General features: G+C 65.2%; 22 protein-coding genes. 14 read left to right on the top strand and 8 right to left on the bottom strand.

From position 1 onward, the window contains the following. Positions 1-15: 15 nt before the first annotated feature. From KI243_RS11720 to KI243_RS11690, 7 genes are all read right to left on the bottom strand, one after another. Positions 16-1,356 carry an MFS transporter gene (locus tag KI243_RS11720; RefSeq protein WP_052328599.1) on the bottom strand — a complete coding sequence of 447 codons (1,341 nt, stop codon included), beginning with the start codon at positions 1,354-1,356 and terminating at the stop codon, positions 16-18. 42 nt (positions 1,357-1,398) lie between these two features. Further along, complete coding sequence (locus tag KI243_RS11715; RefSeq protein ID WP_177119792.1) at positions 1,399-2,580, bottom strand: acetyl-CoA C-acyltransferase; 1,182 nt, start codon at positions 2,578-2,580, stop codon at positions 1,399-1,401. Next, the gene (locus tag KI243_RS11710; RefSeq protein WP_177119793.1) at positions 2,577-4,658 is read right to left on the bottom strand and encodes a 3-hydroxyacyl-CoA dehydrogenase NAD-binding domain-containing protein; all 2,082 of its coding nucleotides are present in this window, start codon (positions 4,656-4,658) and stop codon (positions 2,577-2,579) included. Before KI243_RS11710 ends, KI243_RS11715 begins: the two co-directional genes overlap by 4 nt. 34 nt (positions 4,659-4,692) lie before the next feature. Further along, positions 4,693-5,481, bottom strand: a complete 789-nt coding sequence (locus KI243_RS11705) for a crotonase/enoyl-CoA hydratase family protein (protein ID WP_017128825.1) — start codon at positions 5,479-5,481, stop codon at positions 4,693-4,695. Further along, a complete protein-coding gene (locus KI243_RS11700) occupies positions 5,474-6,298 on the bottom strand; it encodes an enoyl-CoA hydratase-related protein (protein ID WP_017128824.1) in 825 nt (274 codons plus the stop codon). Before KI243_RS11700 ends, KI243_RS11705 begins: the two co-directional genes overlap by 8 nt. After that, positions 6,288-7,514 carry a CoA transferase gene (locus KI243_RS11695; protein WP_042936689.1) on the bottom strand — a complete coding sequence of 409 codons (1,227 nt, stop codon included), beginning with the start codon at positions 7,512-7,514 and terminating at the stop codon, positions 6,288-6,290. The genes KI243_RS11700 and KI243_RS11695 overlap by 11 nt, the downstream gene beginning before the upstream one ends. Positions 7,515-7,695: 181 nt before the next feature. Beyond that, complete coding sequence (locus KI243_RS11690) at positions 7,696-8,496, bottom strand: IclR family transcriptional regulator (RefSeq protein WP_017128822.1); 801 nt, start codon at positions 8,494-8,496, stop codon at positions 7,696-7,698. A gap of 195 nt (positions 8,497-8,691) precedes the next feature. On the opposite strand from KI243_RS11690, the gene KI243_RS11685 reads away from it, so the two are divergent. Next, positions 8,692-9,846: an iron-containing alcohol dehydrogenase gene (locus tag KI243_RS11685; RefSeq protein WP_017128821.1), complete on the top strand. Its 1,155-nt coding sequence runs from the start codon at positions 8,692-8,694 to the stop codon at positions 9,844-9,846. Continuing rightward, entirely contained in the window at positions 9,843-10,364 is a 522-nt protein-coding gene (locus tag KI243_RS11680) for a thioesterase family protein (RefSeq protein WP_017128820.1), read from the top strand. The genes KI243_RS11685 and KI243_RS11680 overlap by 4 nt, the downstream gene beginning before the upstream one ends. Here KI243_RS11680 and KI243_RS11675 read toward each other — a convergent pair. Further along, complete coding sequence (locus KI243_RS11675; RefSeq protein ID WP_017128819.1) at positions 10,330-11,226, bottom strand: LysR family transcriptional regulator; 897 nt, start codon at positions 11,224-11,226, stop codon at positions 10,330-10,332. The genes KI243_RS11680 and KI243_RS11675 overlap by 35 nt on opposite strands. A 132-nt stretch (positions 11,227-11,358) precedes the next feature. Between KI243_RS11675 and KI243_RS11670 the strand changes: the two genes are divergently transcribed. The 12 genes from KI243_RS11670 (at position 11,359) to KI243_RS11615 (ending at position 25,758) form a co-directional block, all read left to right on the top strand. After that, a complete protein-coding gene (locus KI243_RS11670; RefSeq protein WP_042936686.1) occupies positions 11,359-12,558 on the top strand; it encodes an MFS transporter in 1,200 nt (399 codons plus the stop codon). Positions 12,559-12,589: 31 nt separating this feature from the next. Continuing rightward, positions 12,590-13,717 (top strand): alkene reductase, encoded by a 1,128-nt coding sequence (locus KI243_RS11665; RefSeq protein ID WP_103032869.1) that lies wholly within the window; start codon positions 12,590-12,592, stop codon positions 13,715-13,717. Between the two features lie 315 nt (positions 13,718-14,032). After that, entirely contained in the window at positions 14,033-15,388 is a 1,356-nt protein-coding gene (locus KI243_RS11660; protein ID WP_177086384.1) for an MFS transporter, read from the top strand. A 19-nt stretch (positions 15,389-15,407) separates the two neighbouring features. Further along, a complete protein-coding gene (locus tag KI243_RS11655) occupies positions 15,408-16,259 on the top strand; it encodes a fumarylacetoacetate hydrolase family protein (RefSeq protein WP_212810848.1) in 852 nt (283 codons plus the stop codon). Positions 16,260-16,262: 3 nt separating this feature from the next. Beyond that, positions 16,263-17,102, top strand: coding sequence for an IclR family transcriptional regulator (locus KI243_RS11650; protein ID WP_017128813.1), 840 nt, complete (start codon positions 16,263-16,265; stop codon positions 17,100-17,102). An 18-nt stretch (positions 17,103-17,120) separates the two neighbouring features. Next, on the top strand, positions 17,121-18,785 hold the full coding sequence (locus KI243_RS11645; RefSeq protein ID WP_177107124.1) for a bifunctional 3-(3-hydroxy-phenyl)propionate/3-hydroxycinnamic acid hydroxylase: 1,665 nt from the start codon (positions 17,121-17,123) through the stop codon (positions 18,783-18,785). Between the two features lie 10 nt (positions 18,786-18,795). Next, entirely contained in the window at positions 18,796-19,644 is an 849-nt protein-coding gene (locus KI243_RS11640) for a VOC family protein (RefSeq protein WP_177086385.1), read from the top strand. Between the two features lie 48 nt (positions 19,645-19,692). Continuing rightward, positions 19,693-20,622 carry an MBL fold metallo-hydrolase gene (locus KI243_RS11635; protein WP_212810847.1) on the top strand — a complete coding sequence of 310 codons (930 nt, stop codon included), beginning with the start codon at positions 19,693-19,695 and terminating at the stop codon, positions 20,620-20,622. Between the two features lie 14 nt (positions 20,623-20,636). Next, the gene (locus tag KI243_RS11630) at positions 20,637-21,632 is read left to right on the top strand and encodes an amidohydrolase family protein (protein WP_017128808.1); all 996 of its coding nucleotides are present in this window, start codon (positions 20,637-20,639) and stop codon (positions 21,630-21,632) included. 49 nt (positions 21,633-21,681) lie between these two features. Beyond that, entirely contained in the window at positions 21,682-23,151 is a 1,470-nt protein-coding gene (locus tag KI243_RS11625; RefSeq protein WP_212810846.1) for an aldehyde dehydrogenase family protein, read from the top strand. Between the two features lie 19 nt (positions 23,152-23,170). Further along, entirely contained in the window at positions 23,171-24,298 is a 1,128-nt protein-coding gene (locus KI243_RS11620; RefSeq protein WP_017128806.1) for an NAD(P)-dependent alcohol dehydrogenase, read from the top strand. A 98-nt stretch (positions 24,299-24,396) separates the two neighbouring features. Further along, complete coding sequence (locus KI243_RS11615) at positions 24,397-25,758, top strand: outer membrane beta-barrel protein (RefSeq protein ID WP_212810845.1); 1,362 nt, start codon at positions 24,397-24,399, stop codon at positions 25,756-25,758. Positions 25,759-25,792: the final 34 nt, after the last annotated feature.

Below are 25,792 nucleotides of genomic sequence, written 5' to 3'. Positions count from 1 at the left end.
AGGGACTCCAGTGCGTTAAACAGTCGGCATCGGGCGATTGGCGGTTTCGGATACCGTCAAGGCCACCAGCAGGGAAAGAAAGGCCATGGCCATCAGGATCCAGGCCGGGGCATGGGGCACGCCGGTTACCGAGATCAGCCAGGTGGCCAGGTAGGGGGCGCTGCCGCCGGCGAGAATCGCCGAGAAGTTGTAGCCCAGGCTGAAGCCGCTGGAGCGCACCCGGGCCGGGAACATCTCGCAATAGGCGGCCAGGATCACTCCCAGGTAAGCGGCTTCGATCTGACCGAGCACGATCTGCGAAAAGAACGCTGCGCCCACCGAACTCTGCATGAACAGGAACAACGGCCAGGCCAGCAACAGGTTGGCGACGCACACGCCAATCAGGATCGGGCGCCGACCGATGCGGTCGGTGATCTTGCCCCAGACCGGAATGGCCACCGCCGCCAGCAGCAGTGTCAACGTCGTCGACCAGGCCGCCAGCCCCGGACGCATGATGCCCTGGCGCTCGAAGTAGGTGGCCATGTAGGTGAACACCAGGTAGTAGGAGGCGAAGGACACCAGCGTCAGACCGAACACGGTGAACACCGCCCGAGGGTGGGAGACCAGCGCCGACAATGCCGGGATCTTCGCGACCGCGCCCTGCTCCTCCACGGACTCGAACTGTTTGGACTCCTCCATCCTGCTGCGCACGATCAGCGCGGCGATCCCCAGAGGCAGGGAGATCAGGAACGGAATCCGCCACCCCCAGGACAGGATCTGCTCGTCACTGAGGCCCATGTGCATCAGGCCCACGCAGAGCGAACCCAGCATGGTACCGACCAGCGTGCCGACCTGGGTGGTGCTGGTGAGAAAGCCACGCCGCCCATCCGGAGCCACTTCGGCCACGTAGGAGCCGGCACTGCCCAGTTCGCCGCCGGCCGACAGCCCCTGCACGCAACGCAGAACGAACAGCAGCACTGGCGCGGCAATCCCGATACTGGCATAGACCGGCAACAACCCGATCAGCGTACTGGCGAACGCCATGCCGACCACTGCTACCGTCAGGGCCGGGCGGCGGCCATAACGGTCGCTGAGGTGTCCGATCAGAATCCCGCCCAGGGGCCTGGCGACAAACGCCGCGCCAAACACGCCCAGGGTGTAGAGCAGCGCCGCGGTGGGATTCTGGGCAGGGAAGAAAACCGCTGCCAGGGTGGTCGCCAGGAAGGCATAGACGCTGAAATCGAAGTACTCGACAACCGTCCCGAATGCACCGGCCAATACCACCCGGCGAATGGACTGGCGAGTGGCGTCGCGCGCCGTTGCTGGTGAGGCCGGCGTGGAAGCCCCCGCCATCACCCCATTATTGACTGTGTTCATAAGAAAGCTCTCGTGTTGTTGTTTTTATTGAATTTCGCGGTCTCAGACCACTTCGAACAAACCGGCTGCGCCCATCCCTCCGCCGATGCACATCGTCACCACCACCCAACGCGCGCGCCGTCGTCGTCCTTCGATCAGCACGTGGCCGGCCAGGCGCGATCCCGACATGCCGTAGGGATGACCGAGGGCGACCGCGCCGCCATTGACGTTCAGGCGCTCGTCGTCGATCCCCAGCCGCTCCTGGCAATACAGCGCCTGCACGGCAAAGGCTTCGTTGAGTTCCCAGAGATCGATATCGTCGACACGCAGGCCGTGCCGGGCCAACAGGCGCGGCACCGCCAGGACCGGGCCGATGCCCATTTCATCCGGCTCGCAACCGGCTACGACAAAGCCGCGGAAATAGCCCAACGGCTGCAGGTTGGCGCGTTCGGCCCGACGGGCATCCATCAGTACGCAGGCCGACGCACCATCGGACAACTGGCTGGAGTTGCCGGCAGTGACGCAGCCGCCCTCGATCACCGGCTTGAGACCAGCCAGCGCCTCGACGGTGGTCCCGGGGCGGATACCCTCGTCCTCGCTCAGGCGACAGGCTTCGCCACGTACCTGGCCGGTCTCCTTGTCGCGCACCTGACGCCACACCTCCATCGGCGCGATTTCCGTGGCGAACCGGCCTTCGAGTCGGGCCCGCTCGCTGCGCTGCTGGCTGCGCGCGGCAAAGACATCCTGGCGCTCCCGGGAAATGCCGTAGCGCCCGGCGACCACCTCGGCGGTCTCGATCATGTTCAGGTAGATCGAGGGACGCCGGGCCAGCAGCCAGGGATCCTGCGCCATGAAATGGTTCATGTGTTCGTTCTGCACGCAGGAAATGCTGTCCAGGCCACCGGCGATCACCGTTTGCGCGTCACCGCAGGCAATCATCTGCGCCCCCATGGCGATGCTCTGCAACCCGGAGGAGCACAAGCGATTGATCGTCACGCCGGGCACCGACACCGGCAACCCGGCACGCAAGGCCACCTGCCGTGCGATATTCTCGCCGGCGGTGCCTTCGGGGCGACCGCAGCCCATCAGCACATCGTCGATCTCGCCGGCCTGCAGACCGGAGCGCGCCAGCGCATGCTCCACTGCGTGCCCGCCCAGCGTTGCCGCGTGGGTGGCGTTCAAGGCGCCCCGATAGGCCTTGCCAATGGGGGTGCGGGCGGTGGAAAGCACCACGACCTCGTTCATGGACGTCCCTCCCCCTCATGGCTCGACAGCCTGCCGCCATGCTCCATCACATCGCACAGCAGCCGCGGTGGCGCCCAGAACCGCGCATCACTTTCGCCCGCGCGGCGGGCCAGGCGCTCGATCAGCGCCGCCAGTCCGGCCCGGTCGGCCTGGAACAACGGCCCGCCCTGCGCACGGGGGAAGCCGTAGCCATTGAGAAACACCGCGTCGATATCCGAGCCTCGCTGGGCAACCCCCTCTTCGAGCAGGCGGATACCCTCGACACTCAGCGCATCCAGGCAACGACTGACGATCTCCTCGTCGCTGAACGTGCGGGCCACCACGCCCCGCTCACGCCGATAGTCCTCGATCAATGTCTGTATCAGCGGGTCCTCCACGGCTTGCCGGCTGCCTTGCGGATAGGCGTAGATGCCGGTGCCACCCTTCAGGCCGAGGCGCCCCAGTTCACTGACGCGGTCGAGCCAACCGGACCAGCGCTGATCCGGGTAATCGCGGTATTGCCGCTGACGAATGTCGTAGCCGACATCCAGGCCCGCCAGGTCGGCGACCCGCAGCGGCCCCATGGCGAATCCCCAGTCCTGCAGCGCGCGGTCCACTTGCATCGGCGAGGCCCCCTCTTCCACCAGTAGCGAGGCCTGGCGCAAATACTGGTGCCACATGCGATTGCCGATAAAGCCGTCAGCACTGCGCGCCACGACCCCGATCTTGCCGAGGGTCCTGGCCAGGTCCAGCGCCGTGACCAGCACCTCATCGCGGGTCGCGCGACCGCGCACGATTTCCAGCAGGCGCATCACCGGGGCCGGACTGAAGAAGTGCAGGCCCAGCACTTGCCCGGGACGGCCGGTGAACCCGGCGATACGGTCGATATCCAGGGTCGAGGTATTACTCGCCAGCAAGGCCTGCGGCTTCATGACCCGATCCAGGGTGGCGAATACCGTCTGCTTGACGGCCAGGTCCTCGAACACTGCCTCGATCACCAGATCGGCATCGGCGATGGCCTCGAAGCTGTCATGTGGTGCGATCCGTCGGATCAACTGCTGCGCGGCGTCGACACTCAGGCGCCCCTTGTCCACTTGCGCCTTGTAGTTCTGCCGGATCCCGGCCAGCCCACGGGTCAGCGAGTCCGGATTGACATCGAGCAGGCCGACGCTGAATCCGGCATTGGCAAAGCACATGGCGATCCCGCTGCCCATGGTACCGGCGCCGACCACGGCGATCTTGTGCAGGGCCAGCGGGCGGGTTCCGGCGGCCAGCCCGGAGAGTGTGGCGGCGCGACGCTCGGCGAAAAAAGCATGGCGCAGTGCCGCCGACTCGGCACTGCTTTCCAGGGCGGCGAACGTTGTGCGTTCCAGCTCCAGCGCAGCCTCGAACGGCTGCCGCACGGACGCCTCGACGCATTGCCGCAAGGCCTGCGCGGCATGGCTGGCGACGCGTCCGGGGAGTGCCGGCAACGCCTGTTCGACAACCTCCCGTTGGCAACTGCGACGCACACCCTGGCCGCCGTCGAGCAAGGCAACAAACCAGCGCAGTGCCCGCGCGGCGAACTCACCGTCGAGCACCTCATCCACCAGCCCGAGCTGCGCCGCTCGTTCGGCGTCGATCGGCTGGCCGCCGAGCATCATCTCGTAGGCCGGCTGCAGGCCGATCAGCCGGGGCAGGCGCTGGGTACCACCAGCCCCGGGAATCAGCCCCAGGTGAATTTCCGGCAGCCCCAGGCGCGAGCGACGGCTGGCGACGCGCCAGTGACACCCCAGGGCCAACTCCAGCCCGCCGCCCAATGCGTGCCCGTCGATGGCGGCCAGGATCGGCAGGCGAGCGTTCTCGATCTGTCCGATCAGGGCCCCCAGGGACGGCTCGGCGTGACTGGCGGGCGAGCCGAATTCGGCGATGTCCGCTCCCGCCGAAAAAGCCCGCCCTCCCGCGCCCATCAGGATGATGCCGCGTACGGCCGGGTCGGCCAGGCAACGCTCCAGGCGCTCGGCCAGGGAACGACGCAAGGCGTGGCTCAAGGCGTTCACCGGAAGATTGTCCAGTGTCAGCAACGCAATCCCTGCGTGTACTTCATAAAGTGTGGTCATGGCAGGCAAGTCCCGAAAGAGTGAAGCGGCAAGGTCAGCCGATACGGCGAACAATCGCCTCGACCCGTTCGCGGTGGTCGTCGGTGGCATGGGCCAGCGCCTGGAACGCTGCCGACATTTCCAGAATGGTTTCCAGCCGCGCGTGGGCCGACTCGCGCATCAGCCGCTTGGCCATGCGCAACGCGTGACCGGGGTTGACGGCGATGCGCGCAGCCAATGCCCAGGCTTCATCCAGCAGCGTCTCGTGCCCGACCACCCGGGAGACCAGGCCGAAGCCCAGGGCCGTGGGCGCATCGATCGTGTCGCCGGTGAAGGTCATTTCCGCGGCCCGGGAGACGCCGATCGCCCGCTGCAGCAACCAGGCCCCGCCGTCACCGGGAATGATCCCGACCTTGACGAAACTCTCGGCGAAGGTCGCCTTTTCACTGGCGATACGCAGGTCGCACATGCACGCCAGGTCCAGTCCGGCGCCAATGGCCGGGCCATTGATCGCGGCAATGACCGGCACCTCCAGGCGATGCAGGGCCATGGTCACCCGATGGATGCCTTCCTGGTAGCGGTAGCGCTCCTCAATGGGCTCGGCGCTGCGGTCGAGGGCACGCCGGTGCATCAGTTTCACATCGCCGCCGGCGCAGAACGCCTTGCCGGCACCGGTCAGTATCGCGACACGAATTCCCCGATCCCTCTGGATCCGCGCGCAGGCCTGCTCGATGGCGTCGAACTCCCTGGCGGTGCTCAGGGCATTGCGGGTATCCGGTGAGTTCAGGGTCAGCAGGACAATGCCGTCGCGCTCGACGGCAGTGACAAAGGGAACGTCAGTCATGGGTGTCTCCAGAAAACCGGGGCAAGCGTTTCTCGCGAAATGCCTGCAATCCTTCTTGATGATCGGCACTGCGCCGTGCCACGTCGAGATCCTGCTGGCTGCTGCGGACCGACTCGAGCAATGTCTGTTCATGGGCGGCCCAGGCCTGGCGCTTGATCACCGCCAGGGAACGTGGCGAGCAACGCTCCACCAGTGCCTGCAGATAGTCTTCGACATGGGCGTTGAAACCCTCGCCATCGACCACGTGATTGACCAACCCCATCTGCCGGGCTTCGGCTGCCTCGACCAGGCGACCGGACAACAACAGATCGTTGCTCGCCCCCGGCCCGACCAGACGGGGCAACCACCAGGCAATGCCGTACTCGGCGACCAGGCCGACCCGGCTGTAGGTAAAGCCCAATCGCGCGCCCGCCGAGGCGATGCGGATGTCGCAGAACGCCGCCAGGACCAGCCCGACGCCCACGGCCGCGCCGTTGATCGCCGCGATGATCGGCTTGCGGGCCTGGATCAGGTAGCCGAAGCGAAAGGCCTCCAGGCTATGCGGCTGCGGGGTGTAAGGCAGTGCCGTCGACAGCCCCGGCGCCACGCTCAGGTCAGCGCCGGAACAGAAGCCTTCGCCCATGCCGCTGATGCAGATCACGCGACACTCCGGATCGTGCTCGGCACGGCTCACGCAGGCACGCAGTTCGGCGTCCATGTCCGCGCTCAGCGCATTGCGCCGGGCCGGACGGTTGAGAGTGATCCAGGCCACGTGGCGGTCCAGCAGATACAGGACCGCGGGGCTGCTGTCCGGGGCAAATGCGGCGTCATTGGCCATGGCGCTTCCTCTCGGCCAGGAGCACGCCACGATCGAGCATCTGATCGATCTGCGTATCCGAATAGGCTGCCTCGCCGAGAATCTCCCGGGCATGCTGGTTGTATTGCGGCGGCGCGCTATGCACCTGGCCCGGAGTGCGAGACAGCTTGATCGGAATACCGGTGCTCTGGTACTCACCCAACTGCACCACCATCTGACGATGCAGGGTGTGAGGATGGGTCAGGGCCTGATCCACCGATTGCACGGCGCCAGCGCCCACACCCACGGCCATCAGCTTCTGGCAGATGTCCACGCCTTCGAAATTCGCCAGCTGCGCCTCCATGGCATCGGTCAGCACCCGACGGTTGACGATGCGCCTGGCATTGCTGGAGAACCGCTCGTCCTCGGCCAGTTCCGGCAGTTCCAGCACCGCGCACATGCGCTTGAACTGGTTGTCGTTACCCACCGTGATCAGCACCGGCTGGGTCTTGGTGTTGAACAGGCTGTAGGGGGAAATGCTCGGATGCTCGTTACCGGTGAGCCCAGGCACCTTGCCGGACATGAACCAGTTGGGAGCGTGGGGATGCAGCAGGCTGATGGCCGTGTCATAGAGTGTCAGGTCGACATGCTGGCCACGTCCGGAGCGATCACGCTCGTACAGCGCCAGCAGGATGCCAATCACCGCGTTGCTGGCGGTGGACATGTCGATCACGGGGATGCCCAGGCGCAGCGGACCGCTCTGCGGCGTGCCGTTGGTCGATACCAGTCCCGACCATGCCTGCGCCATCAGGTCATATCCCGGCTGGCCGCCGAACGGTCCGTCCTTGCCGAAACCGGTGACGCTGGCGTGAATCAGTCGCTCGAAGCGCCGGGACAGCACGTCATGGCCGATGCCCCACTTCTCCAGCGTCCCGGGCTTGAAGTTCTCGATCAGGATATCCGCGCCTTCCAGCAGGCGCATCAGCACCTCGCGCCCCTCTTCCAGGGACAGGTCCAGGGCCAGGGTGCGCTTGTTGCGATTGACATTGAGGAAGTAGGCCGAGGCATCGCCCCGGAAGGGAGGCCCCCACTCACGGGTCTCGTCACCCTGCGGCGGTTCGACCTTGATCACATCGGCGCCATGGTCGGCGAGAATCTGCGCCGCCAGCGGTCCTCCCAGCACCCTGGACAAATCGATCACACGTACGCCCTTGAGCGCACCGGAGGTCGACACTGACGGTCGGGATGAGGTGCCCATAAAACGATCTCCATAACGGTTTCTTGTTTTCACCGCGCCACAAGGGCCGCGGGTCATGTCAACCGATTATGTGCAAGCACTCGCCGGGCAGCGACGGCCCAATCCCACACAGTGGAATTGGCCGGATCCAGCCGCGGCGAAACGTCAGCGTCACGCCCCGTCACCCTGGGGCGCCAACCCTCTACGACAGGTCCTCCAGCGAGCGCACCTGCGCCAGTTGCTCACGGATTTTTTGCAACAGGCCTTCAAGCAACGGGGTCAGTTCGCTTTCGATTTGCCCGGCGGTGAAGTCCTGGCTGGCGAAGCTGATGTTGAAGACATAGGGGGGTTGGTCCTCAAGATCCAGGGGCAAGGCGATGGAGGTGATGCCGGCCTGCCATGATGCCTGGCAGACACCCCGGTTGTGCACGGCCTTGCGCGCGTTGGCTATCGCGGCACGCACCTGCTTCCAGTTCTTCGGATGCCGGGGCTTGAGTCGATCCAGGAGCGCTTCCAGCGCCGGCCCGGACAATGTCGACAGATAGGCCTGCCCCAACGACGTGATTTCGATGGGCACCCGCGAGCCGCTGGTGACGTGGCGGAACAAGCCGCTGCGGTTCTTGCGCACGGATTCCAGGTAGACCATATCCGTCTGGTCGGCGACGGCCAGGCCGACATTGATCTTGTGGCCCTCGGCAATCTCGCGCATCAGCGGCTGCGCCAGCTTGAGGATCTCCGATTCCAGGCGCAGGGCATGGGCCAGGCTCAACAACGGCGGACCGAGGCGGTAGGTGCCACGCTGCAGTTCGTATTGCAGGAAGCCGTTTTCCACCAGCGTCTGGGTCAGGCGACTGATGGTCGAGCGCGGCAGGCCGGTCAACTCCACCAGTTCGGCATTGCCCAGCGCTGCCACGCCGGGACGGAAGGCCCGCAGGATCAGCAGCGCGCGTTCGACCGAGCGGTTGGAGGGCGAACTGCGCGACTCGGTGGGTTTTCTCGGCATCGGGAGACTCCTGGGTAGAAATAATGGCAAACACACAACGGTTACAGATAGCAGACGCAACGCGCCCCAACCAATCCCACTCAGTGGAATTGCCGGCTACTGCCTACGGTAACCGACGTCGATAATCGCCGGACAGCCCTGGCTACCGCCTGTCTTCGCGGCCGGGCATTCCCCACGACATGCGAGAACCTGCCCATGTTCAACAGTTTCAGTTTCCAGACCGTCAAGTCCCTGCTGGTCGAAGCCGGCGCGGCCCAGCGCCTCGGCGAAATCGCCCGCCAGCACGCCATGCACTCGGTGCTGCTGGTGTCCGACGCCGGGGTCAAGCGCCTGGGCCTGCTGGACGCCGCGCTTGCCAGCCTGCAGGCCAGTGATATCGCCGTGACCCTGTTCACCGAAGTCACGGCCGACCCGACGGCGGCCATGGTCGAAGCCGCCGCCGCGGCAGCACGAGCAGCAGGTGCCGATGGCGTGATCGGCATCGGCGGCGGCAGCCCCATGGACGTCGCCAAGCTCGCCGCCCTGCTGGCCCGGGACGGGCAGCCACTGGACACCCTCTATGGCGTCGGCCTGGCAAGCGGCCAGCGCCTGCCCTTGATCCTGATTCCGACCACCGCCGGCACCGGTTCCGAAGTCACTCCCGTGGCCATCGTCACCACCGCCAGCGGTGAAAAGAAAGGCGTGGTGTCGCCCCTGCTGCTGCCGGACTGCGCCCTGCTCGACGCCCTGCTGACCCTGGGCCTGCCCCAGCCGGTCACGGCGGCGACCGGGATTGACGCGATGGTCCACGCCATCGAGGCCTATACCAGCCGACGGCTGAAGAACCCGATTTCCGATTGCCTGGCCCTGGATGCCCTGCGGCTCCTGAGCGCCAACATTGTCCGGGCCTGCGAACAGGGACAGGATGTTGCCGCTCGCGAAGCCATGCTGCTCGGCGCCTGCCTGGCCGGCATGGCGTTCGCCAATGCCCCGGTAGCAGCCGTCCATGCCCTCGCCTATCCCGTCGGGGCGTTGTTCCATGTACCCCATGGCCTGTCGAATTCCCTGCTGCTGCCCGGCGTGATGGCCTTCAACCTGACCGAAGCCCGGCCGCTGTATGCGCAACTGGCCAGGGCGGTGATACCGGACGCCCATGGCGACATTGACGAACTGGCTGATGCCTTGCTGCGGACCATGACCCGCCTGCCCTTGCAACTGGGCCTGCCAACCCGTCTGGCCGATGTGGGCATTGGGGCCGACGACCTGCCGAAACTGGCCGGGGACGCCATGAAACAGACCCGCCTGCTGGTCAACAACCCGCGCGAGATGACCTACGACGCCGCCCTGGCGATCTACCAGGAGGCCCTGTGACCCAGCGGCAGGCAGCGCAACCCCGTGACCGGTTTCCCGTGCTGCGCACGATGCCGACACGCTGGGCGGACAACGACAGCTACGGGCATATCAACAACGTGGTGTATTACGCCTGTTTCGATACCGTGGTGAACACCTGGCTGATGGAGCATGGCGCATTGCAGCCCCTGCAAGCCGGCGCTGCTACCATTGGCCTGGTGGTGGAAAGCCAGTGCCGCTACTTCGCCTCGGCGCAGTTTCCCCAGGTGCTGGAAATCGGCTTGCGGGTCGGCCATGTCGGCACCAGCAGCGTGCGCTACGAGCTGGCGGTCTTTCGCGACGACCATGACGTTGCCGTGGCGCAAGGGCATTTCGTGCATGTGTATGTGGACAGCACGACCCGCCGGCCGGTGAAGGCATTGCCAGCGACACTGCGGGCGGCGCTGGCGATGCTCGAATCGACACCGGCGGGAGCCTTGCTGGCCGACCGTTGCCTCGAGCCGCTCAGCCCTCCGCCTCCAGCGCCAGCTGCGCACTGATGGTGTCAATCAGGGCACGGACACGGCGCGGCAGGACACGCACCGGTGGATAGACAATCTGCAGCGCCGTCTGACCGGGCGAATAGCCCGGGAGCACTTCCACCAGCCGTCCGGCAGCGATGTCGGCCTGGACGTCCCAGACCGATTTGTTGCAGATGCCGTGACCGTCCAGGCACCACTGCCTGACCAGGCCACCGTTATTGGCCACCCGCCTCCCCTTCACCGCCACGCGATAACTTTCGTCGCCCACCCGGAAGGTCCAGATCCGATCGATATTGCCGCCAAAGCGCATGACGAGGCAGTCATGCCGAACCAGATCGTCCGGATGTTGCGGCGTGCCATTGAGTTCAAGATAACGGGGCGCCGCGCAGACCACGCGACGGTTCTCGCCGATGGGCTTGGAGCGCAACGTACTGTCGGCCAGGGTGCCGTAACGAACGGCGAAATCGATCCCCTGGCCGACCAGGTCGACAAAACCATCGGTGAGGTTGAGGTCGATCGTCACGGACGGATGTTCGGCCAGGAAACGGTCGAGGATCGGCACGATCTGCGCCTGCCCCAGATCGACTGGGGCCGTGAGGCGAATCAACCCGGAAATTTTTTGCGCCCCCAGGCGGATGCTGCTTTCCAGTTCCTCGGCCTCGGCCAGCAGGCGACGGGCGCCATCGGCCAGCAAACGGCCCTCGTCGGTCAGGCTGATGGAGCGAGTCGTGCGGGTAAGCAGGCTCGCGCCGTAATAGCTTTCCAGTACCGCCAGCCGTTCGGACACCGAGGCAGGCGACAACCCCAGCTCGCGCCCCGCAGCAGACAGGCCGCCCTTCTCGACGATCATCAGGAACAGCGCCAGGTTATCCAGGGTCATTATTCGGAAACTCCGAAATATAATTTCGAATCCTAAGCAATTATCAACTGGGTCCGCAATGTCTATCTTCGCCACATCAACCGGCGGGACTACGCCGACAACCCACTGATTTGTGCGCAGGAAGACCCCCTCATGTCACTGACCTCGAGAATGCCGATCCAGATCTGGATCCTGACCCTTTCCGCCTTTGCCATCGGCACCGCCGAATTCCTCATCGCCGGCATCCTGCCCCAGGTCGCCGACAGCCTGAAGATCAGCACCGGGCAAGCGGGCAACCTGATCACCGCCTATGCCCTGGCCATCGTGATCGGCGGTCCCCTGCTGACGTTGTGGCTGGCGCGCTTCGAAAAACGCAACGTGCTGATCGTGCTCCTGGGCCTGTTTGTCGCCGGCAACCTGATTGCCGCCTTCAGCACCGACTACACCATGCTCCTGATCAGCCGGGTGGTGGCCGGCCTTACCCAGGGCCCCTTCTACGGTATCGGGGCGGTCGTGGCGACGCGCATGGTCGCCGATAACATGGCCGGGCGCGCGGTGGGCCAGATGTTTGGTGGCCTGACACTGGCCAACGTCCTGGGCGTACCGGCCGGCGCCTGGATCGGCAATGCCTTCGACTGGCACACCGCCTTTCTCGTCGTGGCGGTCATGGGTGTCGTCGCCATGCTGATGATTGCCGTCACCATTGCCCGCAGCCCGGAAAACAAACCGGCCTCGATGCTGACCCAGCTCTCGGTGTTCCGTGATCGCAATCTTCTGGCCAGCCTGACCTTCACCATGCTCGGCTGGGTCGGTTTCATGACGCTGTACGGCTACATCGCGCCGGTGGCCGAGCAGATCGCCGGCTTCGACCGCAGTGCGATCACCTGGGTCCTGGTCGTGGTGGGCGCCGGCCTGGTGGTCGGCAACAGCATCGGTGGCCGGACCGCGGATGCCAACCTGCGCCGCTCGCTGAGCCTCTGGCCACTGGCGATGATCGCCGCGCTGATCCTGGTGGGTTTCCTCGCCCACTACAAATGGCTGTTCCTGGTCGCGGCGTTCATCTACGGCGTGACCACCTTCGCCAACCTGCCGCCCATGCAGATGCGAGTCATGAAGTACGGCTCGAAAGCGCCCGAACTGGCGGCCACCGCGAATATCTCGGCCTTCAACATCGCCAACGCCCTGGGCGGCTTCATCGGCGGCGCGGTGATCGACAGCCACCTCGGTGCCGCCGCGATCCCATTTGCCGCGGCCATCATCCCGGTGCTGGGCCTGCTCTTCATCTGGTCGCAAGAAGCGCGGTTGGCGGCGCAACCGAAGGCCGCCGCACCTTGTGTATCGCTCGGAAACTGATCCCTTATCCCACCTGACCCTGGAGACGAAAATGTCGACGACATCAAAGCTGTTCAGCCCTACCCGATTCGGCCGTCACGAAGTGACCCATCGCATCGTCATGGCACCGATGACCCGCGCACGCAGCACCCAGCCCGGCGATATCCCCAACGCCCTCAATGCCCGCTACTACGCCCAACGTGCCTCGGCCGCGCTGATCGTCAGCGAAGCCACGCAGATCACCCCGCAGGGCAAGGGCTATTCGTTCACGCCGGGAATCTACAGCACGGAGCAGATCGCCGGCTGGAAGCTGGTGACCAAGGCCGTACACGACGCCCATGGGCGGATCTTCCTGCAGCTCTGGCACGTCGGCCGGATGTCCCACTCGGACTTCCATAACGGCGAGTTGCCAGTCGCGCCCTCCGCAGTGCCGTTCGACGGCTCGATCTGGAAGGTCGACCCGGCCACCGCTATCGGCGCCATGGTGCCGAGCCCGACACCCCGGGCGCTGGCCCATGACGAGATCAAGGCCATCGTCAACGACTTCCGCCAGGCCGCGCGCAATGCCATCGACGCCGGCTTCGATGGCGTGGAGGTGCACGGTGCCAACGGCTATCTGATCGACCAGTTCCTGCGCACCACCTCCAATGTGCGCACCGACGAATACGGCGGCTCCCGGGAAAACCGCCTGCGCTTCCTCAAGGAAGTGATCGATGCGATCGCCGACGAGGTCGGTGCCGAGCGTACCGCGATCCGCCTGGCCCCGTTCCTGACCGCACGCGGCATGGACTGCCCGGATATCCTGCCGACCATCCTCGAGGCCACCGAGTACCTCCAGGCCAGGAACATCGCCTACCTGCACCTGGTGGAAGCGGACTGGGACGACGCCCCGCAATTCACCGAACAGTTCCGCCAGGACATCCGCCGGCATTTCCACAATACGATCATCGTTGCCGGCAAGTACGACAAGACCCGCGCCGAGTGGGTGCTCGCCAAGGGTTATGCCGACCTGGTTGCCTTCGGTCGCCCCTTCGTCGCCAACCCCGACCTGCCGCACCGCCTCGCCGAAGATCTGCCGCTGGCGGACTTCGATGGCGGCTCGCTGTTCGGCGGCACCGAGCGTGGCTACACCGATTACCCGGCCTGGAGCGCCGCGCCACAGGCGGTATCGCCGGCCTGACCCGGGGCATCCGCCCCTTCCCTGAGTGATCCGGGGCATTCACCTGTGCGGACTCTCCCCATCCGTACCGGTGAATACCCCCCGTCCCCGCCTGTTTCCCGCCCTCCTGTTTTCTGCCCTTCTTTCCTGCTGCCCCGCTCGCGACCTGATCGCCTTGACCCGCCTTGGCAGTTTTTCACAAAAATCACTTAAATCTCACAATGTGAAATATTTGATAAATCCCTATTTACAGAATTTTTGATTGGGAATAGATTGACTCCATGGCCCACCTGCCGAAAAAACGGGCCGCAAAAAACAAAAAGAAGAGTCCATGCCATGCCAACCGTGCCTGAAACAGCAAACGTCCTGAGCGACGTGATCGATCAACGCCCCATGGGCCGCCTGCAACTGGAGTTGATCGGTCTGTGCGTGATCCTGGCCGCCATCGACGGTTTCGATACCCAGGTCATGGGCTTTCTCGTCGGACCGATGGCCGAATCCCTCGGTTTGCCGGCGGCCAGTTTCGGCCCGGTGTTCGCCAGCACCCTGCTCGGCCTGATGATCGGCGCCTTGAGCCTGGCGCCCCTGGCCGATCGCATCGGACGCAAGAAAGTCCTGCTGGGTTGCGTCGCCACCTTCAGCGTGTTTTCACTCCTGACCGCCCTGACCCAGAGTTACGAACAACTGTTGCTGGTGCGTTTTCTGACCGGCCTCGGCCTGGGCGGCGCCATCCCCAACCTGATTGCCCTGGTCTGCGAATACACCCCCCGGCGCCATGCCCGCAGCGCGGTCACGCTGGTGTTCTGCGGCATGCCGCTGGGCGCCATGGCGGCCGGCCTGATTGCCGAACACGTGCTGCCGGCCCTGGGTTGGCGCGCGGTGTTTATCTGCGGGGCGCTGCTGCCGCTGGTCTTCGCCGACCTGTTGTGGCGCAGCCTGCCGGAGTCGGTGGAATTCCTCTCGCGCACGGCGGCCAACCGCGAACAGGTGGCAAGGATCGTGTCACGGCTGGTGCCGGGCCTGGAAACGCTGCCGGACACGCTGTTCGACCGCCCTCGGACCAAGGCCCCGCGCATTTCCCCACGCCGGCTGTTCGAAGACGGCATGTGGCGCCGGACATTGCTGCTGTGGCTGCCCTATGCGATGAACCTGCTGATCCTCTACTCGATCATGAGCTGGGTGCCCACCGTGTTGAGCAGCGCCCGGCTGCCCGCCCACACCGGTATCCAGGCAATCGTGCTGTTCAGTCTCGGCGGCGTGCTCGGCTCGCTGGCACAGGGCCGCCTGATGGATGCGCTGGGCGCCCATCGGGTGCTGATCGCCGAGTTCCTGGTTTATCAGGTGCTGGTCCTGCTGCTGGTGATGCTGCCGCTCCAGGCGGCGAGTTTCCTCACCCTCCTGCTGCTGATGGGCGTGCTGATCCAGGGTGCGCAGGCCGGGCTCAACGCCCTGGCCGCCGAACTCTATCCCCAGGAAATCCGCTCCACCGGTATCGGCTGGGCGCTGGGCATCGGCCGCATCGGCTCGATCCTCGGCCCCTTGCTCGGCGGCCTGATGGTCGGCCTCGGCTGGCACGTCCAGCAAGTCTTCATGGCGGCACTGATTCCCAGCCTGATCGCCCTGTGCGCGCTGCTGGCGATTCACCTCGGCCAGCGCCGCGCCAACGCTTCCCACCCTACCCCGACTTATTGATCCTTCCAGGAGACCCACCATGAAAATTGCCAGCTTCCTCAACCAGGGTATCCCCAGCTACGGCCTTGTCGACGGCGACCAGGTAGTGGACCTGCAATCGTTGAAGGCCGAACTGGGCTATGACCTGAAGGCCGCGATCACCCACGGCCTGCTCGCCGGCCTGACGCCAGAGCGCATCGCCGCGCTGCCACGACTGGCCCTGGCCGAAGTCACCTTCATGCCGGTGATCCCCAACCCCGGCAAGGTACTGTGCATCGGCATCAACTACGCCACCCATGTGCGCGAAACCGGCCGGGAAATGCCGACCTACCCGATGATCTTCACCCGCTTCGCCGACAGTCAGACCGCCCACCTGCAAGCCATCCTGCGCCCGCGGATCTCGCACAAGCTGGACTTCGAAGGTGAACTGGCGATCGTCATCGGCAAGAAGGCGCGCCATGTAAAAGCCGAAAACGCCCTCGATCATGTAGCCGGCTACGCCTGCTACAACGACGGCAGCGTACGCGACTGGCAGAAGCACACGATCCAGTTCGTGCCCGGCAAGAACTTCCCGCAGACCGGTGGTTTCGGCCCCTGGCTGGTGACCGCCGATGAAATCGGCGACCCACAGGACCTGGAGCTGACCACCCGGCTCAACGGCCAGGTCATGCAGCACACCTCCACCAGCGACATGATTTTCGACGTGCGCAAACTCATCGAGTACTGCAGCACTTTCACCGAACTGGCCCCCGGCGATGTCATCGTCAGCGGCACCACCGGCGGCGTCGGCGCCTTCCGCGAACCACCGGTGTGGATGAAACCGGGCGATGTGGTCGAAGTGGAGATTTCCGGCCTGGGCATCCTGCGCAACACCATCGCGGACGAGATCTGAATCATGACCGACACCCACAACCCCGCTGTTTCTCCCGCGTCGACCGAGTCGGTGGAAAGCACCGCCGAGGCCAAGGGCTCCAGCCTGGAGCGCATGCTCAAGGTGCTGGACCTGTTCACCGAGCATCAGCCGGTATGGACCGTCGACGACCTGGGCACTGCCATGGGCTTCACCCGTTCGACGATCTACCGCTACGTGCGGGAGCTGGCCGAAGTGGACCTGCTGTTCCAGGTCGAGGCCGGCCGGTATGCACTGGGCGCCCGGATCATCACCTGGGACCGGCAACTGCGGGTCAGCGATCCGCTGGTGCGCGCCGCCAATCAGCTGGAAAGCCAATTCCCCCAGTGGAGCCCGTCACAGGTCTGGCTGACCTGCCGGCTGTTCAAGGACCAGGTGGTCTGCGTGCACCAGAGCGGCAGCATTGCCAGCGAGGTCAGCTATACCCGCGGCACGCCACGCCCACTGTTCCTCGGCGCCACGTCCAAGGCCATTCTCGCCAACCTGGGCTCGCGCCAGCACAACCGCCTGTACCTGGAAAAACACGAGGAGGTCCGGCTCAGCCACCTGGGGCAGAACTGGGAAGAGTTTCGCCGCTCGATGCAGCGCCTGCGCAAGAAAGGCTACGTCGTCTCGCGGGCCGAAGTCGACAGCGGCATCTGCGGCATCGCGGCACCGATCTTCGACAGCGACGGCAAGGCCATCGGCAGCATCAGTTGCGTGCGTCCGGACAGTGAATGCGACGCCGCGCGCGATGACGAGTACGGGCAGCAGATCGTGCAACTGGCCCAGCAGCTTTCACAGCTCATGCAGGCCTTTTCCGGGCGTCCCCGGCCGTTGGACTAAACAGCATCGGTATCGACCATGACCACTTCCAATATCATCAACACCGGCGTGCTGATCAGCGGCGCCGGTCCCACCGGCCTGACGCTGGCCAACTACCTGGGCCAGGCCGGCGTGGAGACGTTTATCGTCGATCGCAAGCAGAGCACGGTCGGCGAACCACGGGCGGTCTCGATCGACGATGAATCGCTGCGCACCATGCAGGCCGTGGGCATGGACCAGGCCGTGCTCAAGGACGTGGTGCCCGGCTATGGCGTGCACTACTACACCCGTCCAGGCGGCCGCTGCTTCGGCAAGGTCGAACCGACCTCGACCTTGTATGGCTTTCCCAAGCGCAATGCGTTCCGCCAGCCGCTGTTCGAGGCGACCCTGCATGAAGGGATGCAACGCTTCGACAACCTGCGGGTCGGTTTCGCCCATGAACTGCTGCATGTCGAACAGGACGCCACGGGAGTGACCGCCAGCGTGCGCAACGCCGACGGCGACATCCTTATCGTCAGGGCCCGCTACCTGGTGGCCTGTGACGGCGGCCGCAGTCCGGTGCGCAAGCAACTGGGCATCAATCTGGTGGGTTCGAGCTTCCAGTCGCGCTGGCTGGTGGTGGACACCGACCAGGATGACGATCCGTTCTGGCAATGCCGGATGTACTGCGACGCCCGCCGCCCGACGGTGGACGTGCCCGGCCCCCACCGCACCCGACGCTACGAGTTCATGCTCAAGGCCGATGAAAGCGACGAGGAGATGCTCGACGAAGCGCGAATCAAGGAACTGGTCAAACCCTTCCGGGGTGACAAGCCGATCTCCATCGTGCGCAAGACCGTGTACACCTTCCACGCCCGGGTCGCCGAACGCTGGCGCGAAGGCCGCATCTTCCTCGCCGGCGACGCCGCGCACCTGACCCCGCCCTATGCCGGGCAAGGCATGAACAGCGGTGTGCGCGACGCCCACAACCTCGGCTGGAAGCTGGCCGGCGTATTCAAGGGCCAGCTCAGCAGCACCGCGCTGGACAGTTACGAAACCGAGCGCCGCGATCACGCCTGGGCCCTGATCAAGCTGGCCCTGGGCCTGGGCGTGGTCATGGCGCCGTCCACGGTCTGGCGGGCCAACCTGATCAGTGGTGCGTTCCGTGTCATCGGTCTGCTGCCACCACTGCGCGACTACTTCCTGCAGATGCGTTTCAAGCCCAAGCCGCGCTTCACCCAAGGCCTGGTGATCGGCAACGGCCGTTGCGGGCAGTTGAGCTGCGGACAGATGTTCCCGCAACCCCGGGTCGAGGATGCCGCAGGCAACAGCGTACTGCTGGACAAAGTCCTCGGCACCGGTTTCGCCCTGCTGCAATACGCCAGTTCCGTCGACAGCCGTCTGGACGCGTTGCGGCACCCGCTGTGGGAGCGCCTGGAAGCCCGGCGAATCCTGGTCCTGCCCAAGGGCGGCAAGCCCGATCCGGCGCACACCGGTCCGGTATGGATCGACAGCGACGGTGCCCTGCAGGCGCTGCTCGACGAGCCTTCGGGCCAGCTCCTGCTGTTGCGACCCGACCGTTATGTCGCGGCGATTTTCCCGCTCGCCGAAGAACAGGACATCGCCGAGGGTTTCGCCGCCCTGCTGGGCGTCCAGCAGACCCCGGCCAGTGCCCTGGTCGATGCGCTGCCCCTCGACGAATCATTACTGCGAAATTCACGCTAAGGAGACCGTCATGCATAACTTGCAGACCCAAACCCCTGCGCACCTGCTGTACCTGCACCTCTCCAGCAAGGAGCCGCAGCGCCAGGTGGACTTCTACCAGCGCATGCTTGACCTGCAGGGCTATCGGCAGGCCGATGGCACCTGGGTACTGACCGGGCCACAGCGCGCCGTGCTGATCAGCCCGGCCGACAGCAACGGTTTTCTCGCCGCAGCCTATGGCGTGGCCGACCAGGCCAGCCTCGACCGACTGCGGGTGAACCTGCAGGCCCGCGACTGCCAGACCGAGGACGCCTGCTCGCCCTTGCTGGAAGACAACGCCTTCAGCATTCGCGACCCCCAGGGCCGGCAACTGCTGTTCGGCGTCGGCCGCGGGATTCCCGATGCCATCCACCCCGGCATGCCGGGTCGCCTGCAGCATGTGGTGTTCCAGACCACCGAACTGGAAGCGGTGCTGGACTTCTACATCAACAAGGTCGGCTTCACCGTGTCCGACGATGTGGTCGACGAGGCCAACGGCGCGCTGATGACCCGCTTCATGCGCTCGGACAACGAGCACCATTCGCTGGCGTTCTTCCGCGGTTCCAGGAACGAACTGGATCACCACTGCTACGAAACCAACGAGTGGAACGACATTCGCGACTGGGGCGATCGCTTCGCCGCCGAACGCATCACGATCTTCTTCGGCCCCGGCCGCCACGGCCCCGGCAACAACCTGTTCTTCATGGTGGTGGATGCCGACCGCAACCGCCTGGAGTTTTCCTCGGAGCTGGAGATCACCGGGCCGGAACGCCAGGCCGGGGTCTGGCCGCACTGCGAATACTCGCTCAACTCCTGGGGCAAGGCCTGGATCAGGAGCTGAAGCGCAACACCCTCGATCAACACTACAAAAACAATAGACAGGTGACCTATGAGCGCTTCATTCACTCAGCAACTGCAAGGTGGCTGGACCCGTTTCATGCATGGCGAATTCGAGTGCACGGTGATTACCGACGGCCCCTTGCACATGGGTGCGCCGCATCCGACTTTCATCGGGGCTGATCCGAAGGAAATCGATCAGTTGCTGGAAGACAACTTCCTGCCCAAGGACCGGATGTCGCTGAACCAGAACATCCTGATCGTCAACACTGGCAGCCAACTGGTGCTGTTCGACACCGGTTCGGGGGTCAACGCCGAGTTCGGCATCAAGACTTTCGGCGCCCAGACCGGCCAGGCCCTGAAAAACCTGCGCGCGGCCGGGATCGACCCGGCGGACATCGACATCGTCGCCCTCACCCACGCCCACCCCGACCACTGCTGGGGCCTGGTCGACGATGACGGTCAACTGCTCTACCCGAATGCACGGATCGCCATCGACCCCAGGGAGCTGGACTACTGGACCGACCTGAGCATTCTCTCCACGCCCAAGGGCGAAGCGATGAACCCGCACATGCGCGATCACTTCCTCGGCGCGCACAAGAACCTCACGCCGTACGTGGAGCGCGAACGCATCATCCTGATCTGTGACGGTTTCGAGCTGCTCCCCGGCATCACCGCCGTCAGCACCCCCGGCCACAGCCCGGGCCATACCCTCTACAAAATCGAGAGCCAGGAGCAGACCCTGGTGCTGTGGGGCGACCTGTGCCACCACCAGGTGCTGCTGTTGCAGCGGCCGCAATGGGGGTTCCTGTTCGACTACGACAACGCGGCCGCCGCCCACACCCGCATGCGCGTCCTCGAGGAAGTTGCGCGCGCGCGCCACGCCGTCCTGTCCTATCACTTCCCGTTCCCCGGCCACGGTCACCTGGTCGCCCGCGATGGCGGCTACCACTGGCTGCCGATCGAATTGCAACTGTACTGAGTCAAGGAGTTCCCATGTCCCTGCCAACCGCTTCGACGGCCCGCTGCCACTGCGGCCTGATCGATGTTCATGCCCATTGCCTGTCGCCCACCTACAAGGCGGCGCTGACCGGGGCCGGCCTGCTGACCCTGGACGGTGGTTATCCGGTGCCGGAGTGGTCGCCGCAAAAAGCGCTCGCGGTGATGGACGCCGGCAACATCGACACGATGATCCTGTCGGTGTCGTCGCCCAGCGTCGGTTTTCTCAAGGAAAAGCACGAACGCGTGGCCCTGGCCCGCGCGATCAACGAAGAGACCGCGGCGGTGATCCAGCAACATCCCGGCCGGTTCGGCGGTTTCGCCACCCTGCCGCTGCCCCACGTCGCGCAATCCCTGGAAGAAATCGCCTACGCCTTCGACGAGCTGAAATTCGACGGCGTGGTGATCGAAACCAATGCCGACGGCAAGTACCTGGGCAGCGATGACCTGGCGCCGATCTTCGATGAGCTCAACCGTCGCCAGGCCACGGTATTCCTGCACCCGACCTCGCCGCAATGCTTCGACGCGGTCGGCCTGGGTCGTCCGGCGCCGCTGTTCGAATTCCCGGTGGACACCGCGCGCACGGTGATCGACCTGGTGTTTTCCAACACCTTCAAGCGCTGCCCGGAACTGAACCTGATCCTGCCTCACGCCGGTGGTGTGCTGCCGTCGATTGCCCGGCGTATCGCGCTGTTGTCCGGCATGCCGGCGATGAAACCGGCACCCAAGCCGGGGACCGAGGTGATCGCCGAACTGCAACGGCTGTACTACGACGTGGCGATGTCCGCCAACCAGCCGACCTTCGACGGCCTGCGCACCCTGGCACCGCTGTCGCAGATCCTGTTCGGCACGGACTTTCCGTTCCAGCCGGCCGCCAACGTCGAGGCCAACGTCAACCACTTCCGCGCCCTCGAAGGCTTGAGTGCCAGCGAACACGAAGCCATTGCCCGGGGCAACGCGCTGCGCCTGTTCCCGCGCCTGCAACGCCGCTGAGAACGCCAACGGGCGCCTGGCGCCCGCCACCCTCCAGAGAGTGAAGATCATGAGTAGCAGTCATTACACCGGCTTTGCCGGCCAATACATCGACGCTGAACAACGCCCCGGCGGCATAGGCCAGTGCCTGCTGGACGTCAACCCGTACGACGGCGAAGTGCTCGCCGAACTGCAACTGGCCAACCTCGCGGACCTCGAACAAGCCTGCCAGGCGGCCCAGGCCGCGCAAACGCTCTGGGCACGAGCGCTGCCGGCCGAACGCAGCGCCGTGTTCCACCGCGCCGTGCAGATCATGCAGACGCGCCGCGAGGAAATCGTCAGCTGGCTGATCCGTGAAAGCGGCAGCACCCGGACCAAGGCCAACATGGAATGGGCCGCCGTGCGCGACGGTATGCTCGAGGCGGCGACTTTCCCCAATCGTGTCGTCGGGCGAATCCTGCCGATCGATATCGCCGACAAGGAAAGTCGTGTCTACCGCAAGCCGCTCGGGGTGATCGGGGTCATCAGTCCCTGGAACTGGCCGATGCACCTGTCGCACCGCTCCATCGCCCCGGCGCTGGCCCTGGGCAACGCCGTGGTGGTCAAGCCGTCGCAGGAAACCCCGATCACCGGCGGCCTGCTGCTGGCACGCATCTACGAGGAAGCCGGACTGCCGGCCGGGCTGTTGAACGTGGTGGTCGGGCAGAACAGCGAGATCGGCGATGCCTTCGTCCAGCACCCGACCTTGCGCTTCATCTCCTTCACCGGTTCGAACAATGTCGGGCGCCATATCAATGCGCAGATCGCCGCCGCCAGCACCCTCAAGCATGTCGCGCTGGAGCTGGGCGGCAACGCGCCGCTGGTGGTCCTCGACGATGCCGACCTGGAGCATGCGGTACATGCGGCGGTGGTCGGGCGCTTCCTGCACCAGGGCCAGATCTGCATGAGCACCAACCGGATCATTGTCGATCATTCGCTCTACAACGACTTTGTCCCGTTGTTCGTCGAGCGGGTCTCACGCCTGAAGTTCGGCGACCCGGACGCCGCCGACACGGTGATCGGCCCGCTGATCAACCGGCGGCAACTGGACGGTGCGCTGGGACATATCGCCCGGGCCCGGGCCGATGGCCTGGCGCAATTGCTCGGTGGCGAACCCCAGGGGCTGGTGCTGCCGCCGCACGTGTTCGGTCCGGTCGGCAATGACTCGGCGCTGGCACAGGCGGAGCTGTTCAGCCCGATTGCGCAGATCATCCGCGCCGACAGCGAAGCCCATGCCCTGTTCATGGCCAACGACACCGAATACGGCCTGAGCAGCGCAGTGTTCACCCGCGACGAGGGCCGTGGCCTGCGCTTTGCCCAACAGCTCCAGGCGGGCATGGCGCACATCAATGACATCCCGGCCAACGACAGCCCCAACAGCATGTTCGGTGGCGTGAAGAACAGCGGACTGGGTCGTTTCAACGGCGACTGGATCATCGATGCCTTCACCACCGATCACTGGATCAGTGTGCAGCACGCGCCACGTCCCTATCCGTTCTGAAACCGAGGAGTGATTGTTCATGCAACAGCCACAGTCAAACCTGCACCGCGCCAAGGCGGCGGTGATCCGGGAAAAAGGCGGTCGCTTCCAGATGGAAGCCATCGAGCTGCAGGCCCCGCGTGCCGATGAGGTACTGGTGCGAGTGGTCGCCTGCGGGGTGTGCCACACCGACCTGATCGTACGCGACCAGTACTTCCCCTGCCCGCTACCGATGATCCTCGGCCACGAAGGCTCCGGGGTGATCGAAGCGGTCGGTGCCGAGGTGAAGGATTTCAGCGTCGGCGATCATGTGGTGATGAGCTACCTCTCCTGCGGGCACTGCGAACCCTGCAGCACCGGCGAGGCGACCTATTGCACCCACACCTTCGCCCTGAATTTCGGCGGCAGCCGGCTCGACGGCAGCGGCTCGACCCGCGACAGTCACGGGCACGCGATCCATGACCATTTCTTCGGCCAGTCGTCGTTCGCCACCTACTCGATTGCCAACCGGCGCAACCTCGTCAAGGTCGACAAGGACCTGCCGCTGGAACTGCTGGGGCCATTGGGTTGTGGCGTGCAGACCGGCGCCGGTGCGGTGCTCAACGTCCTGCAGCCCAAGGCCGGTACCGCCTTCGCGGTATTCGGTGCCGGCGCCGTCGGCCTCAGCGCCCTGATGGCAGCGCGCATTGCCGGAGCCACCACGCTGATTGCCGTGGACATCACCCCCGGCCGGCTGGAACTGGCCAGATCGCTGGGCGCCACCCATGTGATCAACAGCCGGGATGTCGACCCGGTGGCCGAGGTCCGGCGCATCACCGCCGGCGGCGCCCACTGCACCCTGGAAACCAGCGGTCGCCCGGCGGTGCTGCGCCAGGCCATCGATGCGCTCAGGGCGCGCGGCACCTGCGCCATCGTCGGGGCGCCGCCGGCCGGCACCGAAGCCAGTTTCGACGTCAACGAGGTGATGACCCAGGGCCGCACCATTCGCGGGGTGATCGAGGGCGAAAGCATTCCCTCGGTGTTCATTCCGCGCTTGCTGGAGCTGTATCGCCAGGGTCGGTTCCCCTTCGACAAGCTGGTGCGCTTCTACGACTTCGAGGACATCAACCAGGCCGTTGCCGACGCCCAGAGCGGCCTGACCGTCAAACCGATCCTGCGCATGGGTTGACTCCCGATGCAGACAACACGCTGCCCGCCGGGCCCTTGGCAGTCGCCGGGAACGGCCGGGCAGCGGATTCGCCTACCTATAAAAACAAGAGAAAGGCAATGCATATCATCAAGATCGCTCAGCTTGGTGCGGCCCTGGCCGCCTGCGTAACGCTCACCGCCCATGCCGCACCGTCCGAGGACCGTGGCGAAGGCGCCCTGTTTACCGCGCTTTTCGGCGACAGCCTGGAAAAACAGACCGGGATCGTCGTCTCGGGGCTTTCGGAAACTACCTACTCCAGGAACAACCGCTCCACGGCGGACGAACGCAAGGACGGCATGAGCAACTTCCCGCTGATCGGCGCCGGCGACGAAGGCCTGGAGTTCGGCTCGTTGCGCCTGTTCATCGACAAGCCGCTGGACTCGAACATGATCCCGCGGGTCACTCCGCTGCCCGATCCGACACCCGACAAGTTCTCCTTCGGCTTCACCTTCGAAGGCAACTACGGGCGCAATGCCCAGTTCGCCAGGACCTTCGGCTGGGACATGCACTGGGGAGTGAACGCCCCGGGCGACAACGATCCGGCCAAGGCCCAGCGCGACAAGCAACGCTTTCTCGCCGTGCCCAACCTGGCCGCCACCGCGTACCTGCCGATCGGCACCGGCCTGACTGTCATGGCCGGGATCTTCGGTCCGGGGATCGGCTACGAAATCCCGCCGGACATCCGCGAAGCGCGCAATGCCTTCGCCACCAAGACCTATGCCCTGGTCTCGGAGCCCGGCACCTTTTCCGGTGTACTGATGGGCACGCGCCTGATGAACAACGACAGCGGCGTCCTGGGCGTCGAGCTGGGCGTGGTGCAAGGCTGGAACAACCTGCGTGACAACAACGACAGCAAATCGCTGACGGGCGCGGTGCGCTGGCGCACGCCGGACATGAAAACCTGGATCGACTATGAGTTCGTCGTCGGCAACGAGCAGAACAGCAGCAACAAAGACGTCCAGGCACCGATCCAGCGGCTGATCTCGCCGAGCGGCCAACTCAAGCAGCAGCACTCGCTCAACGGCTGGCACGAGTTCGACGCGCACTGGTCGATGGGCGCCGAAGTGCTTTATGGCCATCAGGCCGGCGACGGTCGGCCGCAGACCATCGATATCGTCAACGGCCCGGGTTTCGACGGTGCCCGCTGGTGGGGCGCGAACGCGGTGGTGACCTACCGCTACCGCAAGGACCTGGCGTTCTCGCTGCGCGGCGAGCACTTCAGCGACCCCGACGGTTTCGCCCTGTTCCCGGTCAGCAGTGCCCGTGGCGACTTCAACGCCCTCACCGCCGGCTTTCGCTACGACGTCAACCGCTACCTCTCGCTACGCCCGGAGCTGCGTTACGACTGGTTCGACGGCAACCGCCAGGACCACCCCTTCGGCAATGGTCGCGACCGCGATCAGCTGACCGCCAGCATGGATGCGTTGTTCTACTTCTAGACCGCAGTGCCCTCAGCGCTCCTGGCCCCGGACA

The sequence above is a fragment of the Pseudomonas sp. Ost2 genome, assembly GCF_018326065.1.
In the GTDB taxonomy this organism is placed as follows: domain Bacteria; phylum Pseudomonadota; class Gammaproteobacteria; order Pseudomonadales; family Pseudomonadaceae; genus Aquipseudomonas; species Aquipseudomonas gingeri.
This window is presented reverse-complemented; position numbering and strand designations above follow the sequence as displayed.